This is a genomic window from Butyrivibrio proteoclasticus B316 (assembly GCF_000145035.1).
Lineage (GTDB): Bacteria > Bacillota > Clostridia > Lachnospirales > Lachnospiraceae > Butyrivibrio > Butyrivibrio proteoclasticus.
This window is the reverse complement of sequence record NC_014388.1, coordinates 1-16,223: the sequence shown is the minus strand read 5'-3', so window position 1 is coordinate 16,223 and position 16,223 is coordinate 1. Positions and strand designations below refer to the sequence as shown.

At 38.2% G+C, this 16,223-nt stretch carries 14 protein-coding genes; 4 read left to right on the top strand and 10 right to left on the bottom strand.

What is annotated here, in order from left to right:
- Nucleotides 1-27: 27 nt before the first annotated feature.
- Nucleotides 28-1,506 carry an alpha-L-fucosidase gene (locus BPR_RS15120; protein ID WP_013282357.1) on the bottom strand — a complete coding sequence of 493 codons (1,479 nt, stop codon included), beginning with the start codon at nucleotides 1,504-1,506 and terminating at the stop codon, nucleotides 28-30.
- Nucleotides 1,507-1,723: 217 nt separating this feature from the next.
- Nucleotides 1,724-3,235 (bottom strand): flotillin family protein, encoded by a 1,512-nt coding sequence (locus tag BPR_RS15115; protein WP_013282356.1) that lies wholly within the window; start codon nucleotides 3,233-3,235, stop codon nucleotides 1,724-1,726.
- Nucleotides 3,236-3,457: 222 nt separating this feature from the next.
- Between BPR_RS15115 and BPR_RS15110 the strand changes: the two genes are divergently transcribed.
- A complete protein-coding gene (locus BPR_RS15110) occupies nucleotides 3,458-4,066 on the top strand; it encodes a YgjV family protein (RefSeq protein ID WP_013282355.1) in 609 nt (202 codons plus the stop codon).
- A 114-nt stretch (nucleotides 4,067-4,180) separates the two neighbouring features.
- Here BPR_RS15110 and BPR_RS15105 read toward each other — a convergent pair whose 3' ends face one another.
- Nucleotides 4,181-4,414, bottom strand: coding sequence for a hypothetical protein (locus tag BPR_RS15105; RefSeq protein WP_013282354.1), 234 nt, complete (start codon nucleotides 4,412-4,414; stop codon nucleotides 4,181-4,183).
- Between the two features lie 259 nt (nucleotides 4,415-4,673).
- Between BPR_RS15105 and pta the strand changes: the two genes are divergently transcribed.
- Nucleotides 4,674-5,657: a phosphate acetyltransferase gene (gene pta / locus BPR_RS15100; protein WP_013282353.1), complete on the top strand. Its 984-nt coding sequence runs from the start codon at nucleotides 4,674-4,676 to the stop codon at nucleotides 5,655-5,657.
- A gap of 126 nt (nucleotides 5,658-5,783) precedes the next feature.
- Nucleotides 5,784-7,154, top strand: a complete 1,371-nt coding sequence (locus tag BPR_RS15095) for an MATE family efflux transporter (RefSeq protein WP_013282352.1) — start codon at nucleotides 5,784-5,786, stop codon at nucleotides 7,152-7,154.
- A gap of 51 nt (nucleotides 7,155-7,205) precedes the next feature.
- Here the strand turns inward: BPR_RS15095 and BPR_RS15090 are convergent, their stop codons facing one another.
- The 5 genes from BPR_RS15090 to BPR_RS15070 all read right to left on the bottom strand — a co-directional run bounded on the left by BPR_RS15090 (nucleotide 7,206) and on the right by BPR_RS15070 (nucleotide 13,219).
- Entirely contained in the window at nucleotides 7,206-9,011 is a 1,806-nt protein-coding gene (locus BPR_RS15090) for a GGDEF domain-containing protein (protein WP_013282351.1), read from the bottom strand.
- Between the two features lie 37 nt (nucleotides 9,012-9,048).
- Nucleotides 9,049-10,446, bottom strand: coding sequence for a sensor domain-containing diguanylate cyclase (locus tag BPR_RS15085; RefSeq protein WP_242662255.1), 1,398 nt, complete (start codon nucleotides 10,444-10,446; stop codon nucleotides 9,049-9,051).
- A gap of 83 nt (nucleotides 10,447-10,529) precedes the next feature.
- Nucleotides 10,530-11,477, bottom strand: coding sequence for a GTP-binding protein (locus BPR_RS15080; RefSeq protein WP_013282349.1), 948 nt, complete (start codon nucleotides 11,475-11,477; stop codon nucleotides 10,530-10,532).
- A gap of 28 nt (nucleotides 11,478-11,505) precedes the next feature.
- Nucleotides 11,506-12,774 carry a nickel pincer cofactor biosynthesis protein LarC gene (gene larC / locus BPR_RS15075; protein ID WP_013282348.1) on the bottom strand — a complete coding sequence of 423 codons (1,269 nt, stop codon included), beginning with the start codon at nucleotides 12,772-12,774 and terminating at the stop codon, nucleotides 11,506-11,508.
- A gap of 103 nt (nucleotides 12,775-12,877) precedes the next feature.
- On the bottom strand, nucleotides 12,878-13,219 hold the full coding sequence (locus tag BPR_RS15070) for a hydrogenase maturation nickel metallochaperone HypA/HybF (RefSeq protein ID WP_013282347.1): 342 nt from the start codon (nucleotides 13,217-13,219) through the stop codon (nucleotides 12,878-12,880).
- 174 nt (nucleotides 13,220-13,393) lie between these two features.
- Here BPR_RS15070 and BPR_RS15065 point away from each other — a divergent pair, with 174 nt between their 5' ends.
- A complete protein-coding gene (locus tag BPR_RS15065) occupies nucleotides 13,394-13,609 on the top strand; it encodes a hypothetical protein (RefSeq protein ID WP_013282346.1) in 216 nt (71 codons plus the stop codon).
- Nucleotides 13,610-13,613: 4 nt separating this feature from the next.
- Here the strand turns inward: BPR_RS15065 and BPR_RS15060 are convergent, their stop codons facing one another.
- Nucleotides 13,614-14,918: an ATP-binding protein gene (locus BPR_RS15060; RefSeq protein WP_013282345.1), complete on the bottom strand. Its 1,305-nt coding sequence runs from the start codon at nucleotides 14,916-14,918 to the stop codon at nucleotides 13,614-13,616.
- A gap of 141 nt (nucleotides 14,919-15,059) precedes the next feature.
- A complete protein-coding gene (locus BPR_RS15055; protein WP_013282344.1) occupies nucleotides 15,060-16,223 on the bottom strand; it encodes a replication initiation protein in 1,164 nt (387 codons plus the stop codon).

Sequence of the window (16,223 nt, the reverse complement as noted above, 5' to 3'; positions counted from 1 at the left end):
TCACCTCAAAAACTTTCAGAATAATGATCACGAAAGCTGGATCTTAAAGCAAAGCGGCATATCTGATTTAAAAGCTTCATTTGCTTTAATGATCATTTCATCAGAATTTCTCTCATAGCTAAGCTCTTGTCCTGTAGACAAAAGAGATACTCTGTCTATTAAAAGTCCTCTTATTGTTTCCATTTTAAGAGCTTTAATTCTGACATCCTGCATCGCAGGGCGCATCCAGAACGCATATATGCAGCCTTCTTTATAAGTAAATCTAAAATCGGAAGGAGTATACAAAACTTCCGCCCCATCATTGAAGGTTCCGCTTGCTACAACTGTATCGCCTTCCTTATACTGTTTCCAATAGCTTGATCCATAAATGCCTTCCCCATTTTCTAAGAGCCATGCTCCGATATCAGAAAGAGCCTTTTCATCCTCTGCAGTAAAGGTTCCATCTGCTTTTGGTCCAAGATTTAGGAGAAAATTACCATTTTTGCTGACTGCATCAATAAGATCGCATACAAGCTTGTATCCACCCTTATACTCATTATCCTGTACATAGCACCAGGATCTGTTTCCAATAGCAGTATCTGTCTGCCAATATCTCGGTGAAATCTCCGAAAGAGCCCCTCTTTCCATGTCAAAAGTAGCTACATCGGGTGGAAACGCGTTATGCTTATAGCATATAGTTACTTCTTTTCCCCATTCCCTGGCACGATTGTAGTAATATGCACAGAGTTTCTTGAGATATGGTTTAAAAGCTTTATTCTGTATCCACCAGTCAAAATAAAGCATTGCAGGTCTATATTTGTCGATTATCTCTGCCGTACGAACGATCCAGTCCTCAAGCCAGTCCTGATCAGGTCCCTTTGAATCCGGATTTTCCGTGCTCTCAGTAAACTGTTCGTTCTGCCACTCCGGACACAGTACCGCAGGGCCATAAAAGTCGCGATAATCATCATCATTTACATCACTGTCAAATTCTCTTCCAAGGTTCATAAAGAAATAGTGCTCAGCTCTGTGAGAAGATCCGCAGAAAGTCAGTCCCTGTCTGCCACACTCTTCTTTAAGCTCTCCTACGATATTTCTCTTAGGCCCCATATTGGCTGCATTCCACTTATTAAACTCCGTATCATACATCGCAAAGCCGTCATGATGCTCCATTACCGGAACAACATACTTTGCGCCTGCTTTTTTAAATGTTTCAATCCATCTGTGGGCATCAAAATTCTCAGCTTTGAACATAGGAATAAAATCCTTGTATCCAAACTTATTCTGAGGTCCATAGGTCTCTATATGATGCTTGTACTCTCTTTCTGCCCGGTTATACATATTTCTGGAATACCACTCATTTCCAAAGGCAGGAACACTGTAAACTCCATAATGAATGAATATTCCAAATTTGGCCTCTTTAAACCACTTTGGCGTCTCGTGTCTGGATAACGATCCCCAATCTTCTTTGTAAAAACCATCTTCATTAACCTTGGCAATTTCCTTTAAATACTCTTCTCTTGTCATTTTTCCACCCTTTACTAAATTGCTATCCTTTCCCCCGCAGAATTAGCTATTATTCTGCAATATACTCTTTATTATACAATGCTCAACCTCCCATTAGTACGCAAATTTTGCGCATCTTGGGCGAGAATATATGACTTTTTGCGGACAATAGAAGAAAAACCCGCTACCGAAAAATCTCTCGATAGCGGGTTTTATTTATGCTATATAACTTATATAATTATTTCTCTGTAGCAACTGTTACTTCAGCACCTGTAATATTAACGTTCTTATTTACCTTGGCATCGTATGTATTAGCCTTCATGATCTCAGCAAAATCAACACCTGTTGCTTCACTCATAGTATCAAATACCTGCTTCATAACTACAGGCATATTACCTGATATTCTGGAAGCGCCGCTTTCTGCACCATCACCGGTCTCATAAATATTGATCTTATCAATCTGAGAAAGAGGTTTAGCTATCTCAGCAGCAATCTGAGGCATTACCTTGATCATCATCTCTGCCATAGCAGCTCCGTTATACTTCTTATAAGCTTCTGCTTTCTTCTCCATAGCCTCAGCTTCAGCAAGACCTTTTGCCTTGATAGCTTCAGCTTCTGCACGACCTTTTGCTGCTATACCGGCTGCCTCTGCATCATATTTAGCCTTTATACCTGCAGCTTCCTGCTCTGCAGCAAACTTCTGAGCTTCAGCCTGTGCTTTTCTTGCATCAGCTTCTCTTTCCTGCTCGTACTTGGCAGCTTCAGCCTTCTTCTGGCGCTGAATAAGCTCAGCCTCAGCCTTTTTCTCAGCCTGGTACTTATCAGCATCAGCTTTTTTCTCGATTTCAGCAGCTAGTTCCTGCTGTTTAACAATAACTTCTTTCTGCTTGAGTTCTGCTTCGCGCTCAGCTTTAGCAATCTGAGCATTTACTGTAGCAGTCTCGATAGATTTCTGCTGTTCCTGCTGCTGAATAGCGTAAGCTGCATCGGCTACAGCGTTAGCTGTATCAGCCTGCTGCTTGAGTTCTGCCTGCTTAATAGCAAGAGCATTATTCTTTTCAGCAATTTCTGTCTGTGCAAGTACCCTTGCATCATTAGCTGCCTTATCGGCCTCTGCTTTGGCAATTGCAACGTCTCTGTCTGCCTGTGCCTTAGCAATAGCTGCATCTTTTTTGATCTTAGCTGTGTTATCCATACCAAGATCACTGATAAGGCCATTTTCATCAGTAACATTCTGAATATTACATGAAAGAATCTCGATACCGAGCTTATTCATATCTCTTGAAGCTTTCTCCATAACCTGATCTGAGAAGCTATCTCTGTCGGTATTGATTGTCTTAAGGGCAAGTGTACCGATGATCTCACGCATGTTACCCTGTAAAGAATCCTGTAAATCCTCTGTAATCTGCTGAGGATCCTTGTTAAGGAAGTTCTTGGCTGCAAGCTGTATTGCTTCAGCGCTGGTACCAATCCTTACCTTGGCAACTGCATCAACATTTACATTGATGAAATCATTTGTGGGAACTGACTGTTCTGTCTTGATATCTACAGTCATCTGTCCAAGATAAAGTTTATCGACTCTCTCAAAAAACGGAATCTTAACACCTGCGCGTCCAATTAGTATTCTTGGGTTTTTCCTCATACCTGAAATGATATAAGCTCTATCCGGTGGCGCTTTAACATACCCCGCAACAATGATCATAATAACTATTAAAATGATCGCAAAAATTGGGATTAACTGGTAACTCATACTTTCCTCTCTTTCTTTGGGCTCTGCCCAAGCAAATGTGTTATACACATTGATCTTGAGAAAATATTATCAAACCCAGCAACCACCTGCAATATCTCGATTAACCGTTTACAAATGCATATTTCGCGGTTTTGGCAAATAAATATCACGACGTTATTTGCTTAATGTACTTATATTTGTTACCATAGAACTATCAATATTATCGCAAAAAGTGAGGTTAATATGATATCAAAAGAAATCCTGATAGAAGCATTTGGATATTTGGGATCAGCACTGGTGCTTGTTTCTTTCCTTATGGCATCTGTCTTCAAGCTTCGCGTGGTTAACACGATTGGAAGCGTTATTTTCACAATTTATGCATTCATTATCCATTCATATCCTACAGCGATCATGAATGCCTGCCTCGTATGTATTAACATCTATTATCTTGTCAAGATGAGCAATACAACCAAGAGCTACGATCTTGTCAAGGCTGATTGCCATGACTCTCTCCTGAAATATACTGTAGACAAATATAGAGAGGATATACTAAAGCTCTTCCCCGGAATCAGTATGGATTTTTCCAATGCTAATACCAGTTATATCGTATGTCACGATGGCAAACCTGTAGGAATACTGATTGGTCATGAGCTTAATGGTGTGATCGAGGTATTACTTGACTATACCATTCCTGAGTATAGAGATTTTTCTATAGGAGAATTCCTGTTCACCAAGTTGCCAGAAGATGGAGTCAAGTCCCTCACCTATCGTGGTTCTGATGAACACAACAAGCCTTACCTTAACAAAACAGGTTTCGTAAATAAGGGCGGTTACTACGAAAAGACTTTCTGAGAATTATTAGATAATTATTAGATATAAGATATAATTGAATATGACAGCAGGCCATTGCAACAATATCACATGTTATCAATGGCCTGCTTTTTTACATATGCGTGTAACTATAAATTAATTGTTAGCATTTTTCATCATGTTGATTGTCTCAATATCATTAGCTGTAAGCTTAATATTTGATTCAAGAACCTTGCCATCAGCAGTAGTTACTTTTACCGCAAAAACTGTGCCCTCTTCAATAGCCATATTACCTACAGCCTGCATAAATGGCATAACCTTGGGATGATCTTCCTGAAAAAGGCCCATTCTCTTTTGAAGCTGCAATAGCAGCATAGGATTCATATCCATGTATCGTACATCCTTTCAAAAATAATAAGGATATTCTACCATATATCTCATGAAATGTAGCATAGTTAAAAAATAGTCAAACTATATAATTTAGTTAATAAATTATCAAAGAAATTTATTGAAATTAACCATATTTTTATGTATATTTTGACTGAAATCAAATTTTTTTGTTTTTTCAAGGTCTATAATCCCTATTGCGCATGAAAATGTATGCGCTTACATAATACAATACACCTGTTTATATAAGGAGGAAAAATACATGTACGGATTTGGTGATATGATTGAGAAACTCAAAGCTAATCCTAAGACTATCGTTTTACCAGAGGGTTCAGATCCAAGAATTCTCGAGGCTGCTTCAAGACTTCTTGCAGGCAACTTTATCAAGCCTATTCTTTTAGGCAATGAGGATGAGATCATTAAATCAGCAGAAAATGCCGGTTATAATATTAGAGGTGCACAGATTATTGATCCTGAACACTTTGACAAGTTCGATGAGATGGTTGAGCAGTTCTGCGAGCTCAGAAAGAGCAAGGGAATGACTCCTGAGAAGGCTATTCCTATTCTCAAGCAGACTAACTACTTTGGTACTATGCTCGTTAAGATGGGTCTTGGCGACTGTCTCCTTGGCGGAGCAACTTATTCAACAGCTGACACAGTTCGTCCTGCTCTTCAGATCATCAAGACTAAGCCTGAGAATTCAATCGTTTCTTCATGCTTTATTCTTGTTCGTCCTGCAGCTACAGGCGAGAACGAAGTTATCGCAATGGCTGACTGCGGAATCAACATCAATCCTAACGAGGATGAGCTTGTAGAAATCTGTGGTGAGACTGTAGGATGTGCTGCAAGATTTGGTGTAGATCCTAAGGTTGCATTCCTTTCATTCTCAACAAAGGGATCAGCTAAAGATGACACAGTAACTAAGATGCAGAACGCAACCAAGAAGGCTCAGGAGAGATATCCTGAAATTCCTATCGATGGTGAGCTTCAGTTTGATGCTGCTGTATCTCCACGTGTTGCCAAGCAGAAAGCTCCGGGATCACCTGTTGCCGGTCATGCTAATATCTTTATCTTCCCTGACATCAACGCAGGTAACCTTGGTTACAAGATTGCTCAGCGTATGGGTAACTTTGAAGCTTATGGACCTATTCTTCTTGGTCTTAATGCTCCTATCAATGACCTTTCCCGTGGATGTAATGCACTGGAAGTTTATTCAATGGCTATCATCACAGCAGCACTTGCATAATCTTCTAACACAATATTAGCTATCTGCCACCGTATAGAACTCTATACGGTGGTTTTTTGAACTACTTTAGAACTATTGTGATAGAATGTATTGTGCAAAACACATCATATATACAGAGGTTTTTTAATGTCTAGAACATCAACAATGGACATGACGCAAGGTTCAATCAGAAAAGAGTTGATTCTTTTTGCTATTCCTTTACTTGCAGGAAATGTCTTTCAACAGCTTTACAACACCATAGACAGCATAATAGTTGGACAGGTAGTAGGTCCGGATGGGCTTGGTGCAGTTACCAGTGTTGCTCCTGCCATTAATACGCTTGTAGGCTTTTTTATGGGTTTTTCTGCCGGTTCAAGTGTAGTTATCAGCCACTATTTCGGAGCTAAGAACACTGAAGGTCTCAGGCGAGCAGTGCACACTTCTATTATATGCACTTTTATTCTAGGCCTTGTTCTCATGGTAGTAGGTTTCTTTCTGACTCCGCCCCTGCTTGTTTTCATGTCAACTCCTGAGACTGTAATGCCGCTGGCAACTCAGTATCTGCAGATATACTTTTTAGGTATAGTAGGACTTATGATGTACAATATAGGTTCTGCTATATTGAGAGCTGTTGGTGACTCTGTCAGGCCGCTTATTTTCCTGATAATTACATCGATACTCAATATCTTTTTGGATTTGTTCTTTGTAATAAATCTTCATATGGGAGTAGCAGGAGCCGCCTACGCAACGATAATATCTCAGTTTATTTCAGCCATTTTGACAATAGCTGTCTTATTTACAAGTAAGGAGTGTTATAACTTAAGGCTAAAAGAATTTGCAATAGATAAATCAATCCTGTCTCAGATCATCACTATTGGAATGCCTGCCGGAATACAATCGGCCGTTATTTCATTTTCTAATCTCTTTGTACAAAGCTATATTAATAGATTTGGCGAGAGTAGTACTGCCGGATGGGGCGCTTACGGACGTATAGATGCCTTTGTTATGCTTCCAATGCAGAGTATTGCGTTAACAGCTACAACATTTGTAGGCCAAAATGCAGGAGCCGGAAACGTTGATCGTATTAAGAAAGGCATTCGTGAAGCACTGTTTTTGGCTGCAATATGTACAATTGCACTTGTTATTCCGGAATTCCTCGCAGCGCCTAAGATTGTATCTATGTTCAATTCAGATCCTGAAGTAGTGCGCTATGGAACTCTTTTTATCAGAATGAATTGCTTTTTTGATATATTATGTTGCAGTAACCAGACACATGCCGGAGTATTAAGGGGTGTCGGAGATGCCAAAGCTCCAATGTTTATCATGTTAAGCTCTTTTGTTGTGTTCAGGCAGATATATCTTTTCATAGCATCACACCTGACAAGCTCCATATATCCTATTTCTATTGCCTATCCAATGGGATGGCTTGTATGTAGCATTATTATGCTCATTTACTTTAAAATGAGTAATTGGGAACTAAAGGTAGATGCTTCATATCGCAATCACGCTATGAACTAAAAGAAAAGAACTATCACTAATCTTTATTTAAAAGTGATAGTTCTTTTTTATTTATCTGTCACCTGATCTGCGTCTGTTATTCTTCCTGTAATAGTTAGCCTTATCCTCATACATGAGTTTATCTGCACTTTTCATTATTGTGCTTATCTCGGCTGAAGAAGTGCCCCAATCCCAGCCCATCGCAACGGAAATACCTTCTGCTTCCTCAAAATCTTTTTGAAGAGAAGCACACAGATCTATAAAATCCTGTTTTTCCATCTTAGGAATAGCTATTACAAATTCATCACCGCCTACACGATATATATAATCCCTATTGACACGACGTTTCATAATTGTGCTGATTTTTTTTAGCAGTTCATCTCCCGCTTCATGTCCCCTTGAATCATTCATCTGTTTAAGGCCATTAGCATCAGCATATATGATTCCGATATTAAAACTACGCTTCTTGAGCTTTTTAATCGTCATTTCCATCGCGCTACGGTTTTTAACTCCGCACAGGCTGTCGTATATGCTCTTGTTTTCCAACTCTCGAAGCAGCCTTAATCTGCTGAATTCAGAAGCAAGGAAATATGAAACTGCCTCCATAAGCTCTTTTAAATCGAGGTTTTTGATCCGCCCGTAGTTTACCCCACCAAAATAGCCAATCAGAACACCTTCATCATATATAGGAATCTCAATAATTGATCTTACCTCAAATTTCTGAAGCTTACTGTATAATTCCGGATGTGCAACTTTAATACTTTCCACATCCTCCAGTACTAGGCTAAACGCTCCTGGATACTCTTTTTCCCAATCAAGAGCACATATTTCCTCCGGTTGCGCTGACTTTTGTATTATAGGCGTCACATTATCACTACACCACTCGTAATTGCCAATAAAGGTGTTATTATCTGTCTTCTCAACAATATATATCCTATCTGCACCTGACGCTTCACCCACAAGACGTATTACCTGATTGATTGCTACTTCGTGAGGAAGACCACTATGCAATACCTTGGTACATCCAATGATCAGGTCATCCGTTCTCCATTCCCTGTCCATAAACTCATTGGTTATATGTTCCTTGGTCACATCTTCCAAAATCAAAGCACATCTTCCTGTAACTGCTGCTTTATCGACAGTTATATTGATCCATTTCCCCGTTTTTCTGGAATGATAGATGGTTTTACTATTAATTCCTTTAAAAGCTGCATTTCGCATCATCTGAACCACATCTTCATGGTCCTTGCCAAATTCAGGATAAACATTAGATCCGACAATATGATTTAAGCTTTCATCCATTAATTTGGCAATTCTGTTGCTTGCATATAAACAGATGATCTCATTATCATCCTCTAATTCCGTATTAAATTGCAGAACTGCGTATGCTAGTGGAAGATCATTGAACAACTTGACGTAATCATTTTTGATCAGAATATGTTCTGTTTCAGAATCAACATCCCTAAGACAGGACAAATATATGCCTGGGTCTGCAAAAGAAGGTTTTAAGATTATATACGCTTTCCAGGTATATGTTCCATCTGTTCCTTTGGTCCTAAAATAAGACATAGTAAAGCTTTTTCCATCAGATTCAAGCTGCTTTCTGATGTTCTTTACCGAACAGAACTCCATGTAGCCTTCTATATCATCCGGATGAATAAAATCTCTGGATATTCTCTCTACGTAATCAGGCATACTGGTATAGTCACTAAACAAATAATCACCCTTGCCAGTATACAATCTTCTAAGAGTTAATGTATTCAGATCAAGAAGATTAACATGGTCGTATAGGCCATACAAAGTCTTTAAAACCTCATCATGATCATCATCAAATGCTGAATTTTCGGAAAAAATAGTATTATCAATCCGCCTGATCATAGCTCTGCCTTTCTCTGGATTCCCCGGCTGTTAAATATCATGTGTTATGTCTTCGCTCATGATTCCTATAGTACTCAGATTTACTACTGTACATGGCTTCATCAGCCTGACGAATACTGTTCTTGATATTACTGGAATCTTCCGACCAAACATGTCCCAGTGAAACAGAAACATGCTTAAGCTTGGTTTTGAGCTTATTTACCATCGCTTCGAATATGTCCTCATCGACTTCCGGCATTATTACTATAAACTCATCACCGCCAATCCTATAGCAAAACTTCTTTTTAAACACAGTACCAAAAATCTCTGCAACATGCTGTATAAGCTTATCACCAGCTTCATGTCCCTGCTCATCATTTACAGCCTTGAGGCCATTGATATCGGAATAGCAAATGCCAACCGTCGTTGACATTTCAGTGAGCAGCATAAGTGTTTGATTGAGCGAATGTCTGTTTCCAAGTCCTGTAAGGGAATCATGGCTTCCCATATAGAGCATTTCATCCGTAAGAGCTTTGTTGCGCATTTCTGCTGAAATAAAAATAGCAACTGTTTCCATTAAATCTGTAATATTGAGGTCAAGATCGTTTGAATAATTATCTGCCACAAGATACCCCAATCTGGTATCTTTGTCCGTCAGTCTTACCACTATATACCTTGAAACTGCTCCGGCTAGAACATCATTGTATAGTTCACCATATTCATCCAGTAAAACCGCTGTGTCATTTATAACTACAAGATTCTTATCCTTTAACTGTTTCTCCCATATTTCCGGAAAATCATATTTTTCAAAAGCTTTCTTTGCCGGAAGATTATAGTTTCTAGTACTGTTTAGCCAAGAATGCATATCAGAGAAAGGAGCATCTCCTTCCGGTAAAATGTAGACTCTGTCTGCATTTATAGCCTGGCCTAATATTTTGAGGACCTTTTTTAATCCTTTTCCGAATTCAGCAGAAGAAACTGCTGTAGCACAGTCTATAACAAGGCTATTTGTATTAGTTCTATACGTGATATTTTCTTCCGATTTCTTGGCTGCTGTTACATCATGGATTATGAAAGCGCAGAAGCCTTTTTGGAATACAGGAACGGCCCAGAATTCGAACCATTTATCAAAAGATGAATTATAAGTACGCATGATGCTTGACTGGCGCAAAATAGCTGCTTGATAGCTATACTTGATCCAGTCTTCATCTCTGTTGTTAACAGTAGAATAATATGTACTTCCCACAAGCTCAGCGGGTGTTTTTCCGACTAGCTGGCCATATTTATCGTTGGCAAAAAGAAAGAGCATATCTTTAACGGTTCCAAAAGGATCCGTAAGTACCTTAAATATACAACAAGCATCCGGCAGATCCTTGAGCATATATAAAATATCGCTGGGAGTAAACTCCGTCATTGCTGCGTATCCAATTTTTCCATCATTGCTCTTACTTTCCATAGTCGTATTCTCCATGTGAGATGTTTACAAAGCCCTTACATTAGATTATACAACAAATGCGTCATTTTATGAAGTTTTTAACTTTATATCGTTGGTTTCCCTAAATATTTTGCTATCTGCTCTTTGTTAAGAGCTTCACCTATCACTATTAAAACTGCATCAGTATTGTCAACTACTCCTGCCACTAACTCATTACGAGTAGTATTTATCTCATAGACGGCCCCTTCGTTGTCCTTAACAATACCTTTTATCCTATGCACATTCCCACATTCAGGATCAGAAAATATTGCGCTTATCTTTCTTTGCAGCTCGTCCTTTTCCATTTGAAAGTTAAAATAAAAAATAGTCTGAAATGTATCATCAGTTTCAAGATGCATTTTCTCATAGGAATTACGGCTAAATCCGGCTTTCTCTATTTTATCAATCCAGGATGAATCTAACGCACTCCATTCACCGTATGATATATATTTGGATTCCAGTCCTTCTCTGCATTTAAATTCATCCATAGCCGACTCTATAAAGTTGACTACAGAATCCATTTTATCTTTAGTAGAGTATTGCGATCTGCTAAATACAATAGCTCCGGCATCTGCTACTTCAGACATCAGAATGTATCTGGCCTGTTTGGACATTTCTGTACATAATTTGGAGTCAACTACTGCGATAACATTAGAGGCACTATAAAATCTGTCTATCGGGTCTTCATACAAAAGGTCAAAATATTCATCGACATCAAATATACCCGAAGGCTCAATTATCACTCTTGTATAGCCCATCATTGCCATTGATATTAGTTTTGTTTTAAGCCTTCTCTTGTGAGCTTCCTTTCCGTCTCCGCCAACAATCATTTCAAGATTAATGCCCTCTGACTCAAGCTCTTTTAACAGAACCATGTCTACATTTATGGCTCCAAAATCATTTTCAATAACACAAACCTTCTCCCCTGACTGTGCAAGATATTTCGCATATATTTTGATAAAAGTAGTCTTTCCTGCACCCAGGAATCCGGTTATAAGGTCTAATTTGATCATTTTTCCTCTGTTTCAGTTACAATTACGTTCAATCAATCTCACCAATCTCATTTTTCAGTTCGATTATAGATTTTCCTGTTCTTCTGGCTATTCCGGCAAGATCTTCGTATTCAAGCTTGGATCTCGTAACATTGTAGCCATAAGCATATTTCTTTCTTATTTCGCCATATGGTGTTTCTATTTTCTTGACTTCTCTGGTCAGAACATACCTGTTACACAGATTCTCTCTGATTCCCAGAGTTGTAGTATATTTGAATATCTGTTCAACAAGATGATCCCTCACATCCTGTTTGCAGACGCAGCATAATACGGTACCTGGTCTGTTCTTTTTCATATCGGCTGCTATTGTATAAACCTCGAGTGCGCCTGCTTCAAACAGCATCTCTGTCGCGAATCCTAGCTCCTCGGCAGTCATGTCATCTATATTGCAAACTAGCTCCAGTACATATTCTGAGTCCTCATTTGTCTCTCCAAGGATCACCCTTAATACATTAGCCTGCGGAAAATCCTTGTTTCCTGTTCCATATCCGATTTTTTCTACTGCCATAGTAGGCTGTGTTGAGAAATCATCCGCAAAGTATTTAATTAACGCAGCACCTGTAGGTGTACACAATTCAGATTTGATCACTTCACTCTCATAACTTGGAATTCCTTTGAGCAAAAGAGCTGTTGCCGGTGCCGGCACCGGAAGTATTCCATGGGCTGCCTTAACGACACCACCTCCGACATTGACAGGTGAAACTACTATTTTGTCAGGGGAAAGCTTATGTATCAGATAGCATACTGCTGTAATATCTGCTATTGCATCCAGGTCACCAACTTCATGGAAATGTATTTTATCAACAGGAACTCCATGTACACTGCTCTCTGCTTCGGCAAGTAACTCATAAACCTCTCTGATATCGCTCTTAATATCTTTGGAAATGTTCATGCTCTCAATAATATCTTCGATTTCGTACAGTGATCTATGATCATGATGATGGTGATCATCATCATGATTGTGACTGTGCTCATGTTCATGGCTATGCTCATATTCATGGCTATGATCATCGTGAACATGCTTATCATTATCAAGCTTTTCTTCCGGAATTTCCTCTACTCCATTAACGATTACTCTCAGGTGCTTCCCCACTATACCGCACTTTTCGGAATCTTCCAGCTTATACTCGATATTCTGTATTCCAAGAGAATTAAGCTCATTAACAACCTCTTCAGGTTCTTCACACAGGCTCAAAAGAGCTGCTCCCAGCATATCACCGGCAGCACCCATCTTACATTCAACATATAATGTTTTCATATAACCTCCAAGTTATACTCATATTACATTTGCTCGCCAACTGTTCGCACTTATAACTATTCAATGTTTTAATTCTATCAAAGCTATATATTTGTTATATAACTTATCTATCTTCTATAACTAAATCTCTTAATACTACGCCTTTACCCTCGATTATATGGGCTTTTCGTCCTCCGCAGTGTGGACAAAGATATCTGTTTTCTTTATTTGGAAAGTACTCCCTGCCACATTCTTCGCAAAGAGCTTTAACATCTGTTTCAACACATTCAAGTTCTGCATTTTCAAGTAGACTTCCCTTTGCCGCCTCCGGGAAATACTTGTACATATAATAAGGCATTACTCCGCTTGTTTTACCAACTTCAACTACAAGTTTTTTTACCTCTTTAGCTCCATTTTCTCTGGCTATTTCCTCAGCCAAATTGACCATTTTTGCTATATAACTCATTTCGTGCATTACTAAAAACCAACCTGTTTAGATTACTATAAATTGTATTTTATCCTATTTATCTCATTTATCCTATTCTTTTTATTATGATTTTATGCTATTTTTATTGATTCCGGCCATTCATAACACAATAATGGAATTGTAGAGTGTTTCTTTTACCGAAAAGGAGTTAATATGGCTCACAACATTGAGAAAACCTGCATAGGCTGTGGTCGTACATTTATCGCCAGAAATAGTGGCGCACCTTTTTGCTGTCGTGCCTGTAAACTCCGTTATTCATATCATTACACCTTCAGATGCCGCGACTGCAGAAATGCTTCCTGTGAAGTAAGAAATAATAACCTGCAGGGCTGCGCCAATGATTGTCCTAATCTTAAGTGGGATCCGTAATATATTATTGTTCTCCCAACAAATGGTTTACAAACTGTCTGGCTGTTCTTCCGGATATTCCACCATGATTTAGCTCCCATCTGTCAGCTTCTTTCATTAGTTCCTCTTTATCCAGAGTCAGGCCTTCTTTTTGTGCTAATTCCAATACAATATCATAATATTCCTGCCTTGATGGCTTGTAATAGCCAATAGTAACACCAAATCTGTTGGCAAGAGACAATTTCTCTTCCATCGTGTCAGATCTGTGAATATCTCCATCCTGTTCTACATCTCTTCTGTCTTTCCAGGTTTCTTTTATCAAATGTCGTCTGTTAGACGTTGCATATATGAGGATATTGTCCGGTTTTGTCTCCACTCCGCCCTCAATAACTGCTTTGAGAAATTTATAATCTGACTCATCTTCTTCAAAAGACAGATCATCCATGTAAATTATAAATTTATAGTTTCGATTCTTGATCTGCGCAATTAGCTGTGATAGCAGTCTGAATTGATGCTTATAAATCTCTATCATTCTAAGGCCATCACCATAAAACTCATTAACAATGGCTTTAATACTTGTAGATTTTCCCGTTCCACTGTCTCCAAACAGAAGAACATTGTTGGCTTTTTTACCTTCTACAAACGCCCTTGTATTAGCTATTAACTTCTTTTTCTGAAGCTCATATCCAATAAGATCATCAAGTACAACCGCATCCATGTTGTTAATTGGATTAAATTCCACCTTAGAATCTGCTATTTCATGTATTCTAAAGGCTTTATTGAGTCCAAAAGCCCCTACTCCTATATTTTTGTAAAAAGATGTAATTTCCTGGAAAAAAGACTCTTCAGAATCTGTTTTTTCAAGTGCTGCGCTTAGATTTCTAACCTTTTCACTTACATTTCCGTTATACATAAGTTCAGGCTTATCAATAGCTTTATAATTTGTTATACAAGTAAAACAGTCTACATTAAGCGCATTTTCTAGCTCACTGAAATCATAATCAAAGAGCTCCCTAAATGCTGCAAAATCATTCTTGGCAAAATGGTTTACGCTTCCGTCCTTGCTCCCCACTTTCTCACAGGTTAAACTAAATGGATTTTCATCCATTATCAGCAAATATGTCAGATAGTTGTGCCATAGATTTTTATCAAATGCGCATGCTGTTCCCAATACAAGAATTCTCTTTATTTGCTTATATACGCGTGTTGTCAGATCTTCCTTACTATAACTACCGCTATGAAGATCTCTGCAAACGTAAGCAAGTTGCATTAGTATTGAGTCTTCCGGCATATCTCCATACATCAATAGTTTAGATACTATTCTCTCCATTTTTCCTCCATGATTCTATAGATTTTTGCGGACTTTTTCCTCTTTTGTCCGCAAAAAGTCATGATTTCTTACAGGCATAAGCAGAAATAGCCTGTTATTTGAAAAAGAGATATATGTTATATAACATATATCTCTTTTATATCAATTGTCTAACAATAGTTTTTCAAGTTCTTCAAAATTATCCTGATTTTGCTCAAAACTATTAAATGTATTCTTTTTAGGATACATTGGTTTAGCGGTATTTGAATAATACTCGTTCTTGATGCAGTCTTTAATAAAAGCTATCGGAACATCTATGGTCTTATCATAGGTCAGCATATAGCTATATGATTTTTTAACTTTTTCTACATCATAGCCTGCAGCTTCAGCAATTTCTCTGATCTCCTTGAACTTAAAATCTTCATGTAAAAGATCCATAAGTTCATCCAGAACTTCATCTTTGTTAATAACCGGAATCTTGTCTTTTGGTATCGTATTCTCCTTTTGATTAACGAAAAACCTGATTCCTGCTGTCTTTCTGCCACACTTTATAGGCTCATAATCTACTTCAAGACTTGTTTTCTTATTCAGCTCTTCTTTAGCCTTACTAAGTACATTTCTGTTAAAAATCTTGTACTCTTTGTACTTGTTCAGATCATTTTTATCTGCCAGCGCTTCAATTTTGTCATAATCAGGAAGCTCTTTTTCAAGCTCATTCTTAATCTCTTTAACACCACCGGAAGTAATTATACCAAGCTCCAGCTTAAGCTCGGTAAGATCATATTCAAAAGCCTGTTCTCCAGGTTCCTTAGTCAGGTATTTCTTATAATCATATGCTGCCTTGAGCATCTCATATAATCTGAGAGAATATACACTTTTAAGGCTTAATGTATCTGCCAAACTAAGCACTGTATAGTTCTTCTGTAAATTAACTATTTTATCTGTCAGCGAATTGTTGTAACGAAGAGTTAGAGTTCCATCCTTGAAAGAAGCATCTGTAACTACTTGATGTGCTTCAATCTTGCCATTCTCTTTATCCTTCATAAGAAGGTTCCAATCAAAAATAGTCTGTCCCTTAACCTGCCTGTCACAAAGAGCTTCAATGTGCTCATATAAAGAACCGGATGTAGATTTGAACATCTTACGTAGTTCAGGTCCATAGATCGTTGCAACTACATTATTAGTATTATCTACTGTAATATGCTGCATTCCTATAGCAAATAGTTTCTGGCTAAGGGCTGTTCCTTTGCCCATAGCATTGATCAATTCATTAGACTTCTTATAACTCTTACTGACTATTAATTGTTCTCTTTTTTTATCTGGCAT

Coding starts and splice junctions, on each gene's coding strand:
- larC (WP_013282348.1), bottom strand. CDS start 12,774: ATGAAAACATTATATGTTGAATGTAAGATGGGTGCTGCCGGTGATATG.
- BPR_RS15105 (WP_013282354.1), bottom strand. CDS start 4,414: ATGGATATGAATCCTATGCTGCTATTGCAGCTTCAAAAGAGAATGGGC.
- BPR_RS15080 (WP_013282349.1), bottom strand. CDS start 11,477: ATGATCAAATTAGACCTTATAACCGGATTCCTGGGTGCAGGAAAGACT.
- BPR_RS15065 (WP_013282346.1), top strand. CDS start 13,394: ATGGCTCACAACATTGAGAAAACCTGCATAGGCTGTGGTCGTACATTT.
- BPR_RS15060 (WP_013282345.1), bottom strand. CDS start 14,918: ATGGAGAGAATAGTATCTAAACTATTGATGTATGGAGATATGCCGGAA.
- BPR_RS15085 (WP_242662255.1), bottom strand. CDS start 10,446: ATGGAAAGTAAGAGCAATGATGGAAAAATTGGATACGCAGCAATGACG.
- BPR_RS15090 (WP_013282351.1), bottom strand. CDS start 9,011: ATGATCAGGCGGATTGATAATACTATTTTTTCCGAAAATTCAGCATTT.
- BPR_RS15120 (WP_013282357.1), bottom strand. CDS start 1,506: ATGACAAGAGAAGAGTATTTAAAGGAAATTGCCAAGGTTAATGAAGAT.
- pta (WP_013282353.1), top strand. CDS start 4,674: ATGTACGGATTTGGTGATATGATTGAGAAACTCAAAGCTAATCCTAAG.
- BPR_RS15095 (WP_013282352.1), top strand. CDS start 5,784: ATGTCTAGAACATCAACAATGGACATGACGCAAGGTTCAATCAGAAAA.
- BPR_RS15110 (WP_013282355.1), top strand. CDS start 3,458: ATGATATCAAAAGAAATCCTGATAGAAGCATTTGGATATTTGGGATCA.
- BPR_RS15115 (WP_013282356.1), bottom strand. CDS start 3,235: ATGAGTTACCAGTTAATCCCAATTTTTGCGATCATTTTAATAGTTATT.
- BPR_RS15055 (WP_013282344.1), bottom strand. CDS start 16,223: ATGCCAGATAAAAAAAGAGAACAATTAATAGTCAGTAAGAGTTATAAG.
- BPR_RS15070 (WP_013282347.1), bottom strand. CDS start 13,219: ATGAGTTATATAGCAAAAATGGTCAATTTGGCTGAGGAAATAGCCAGA.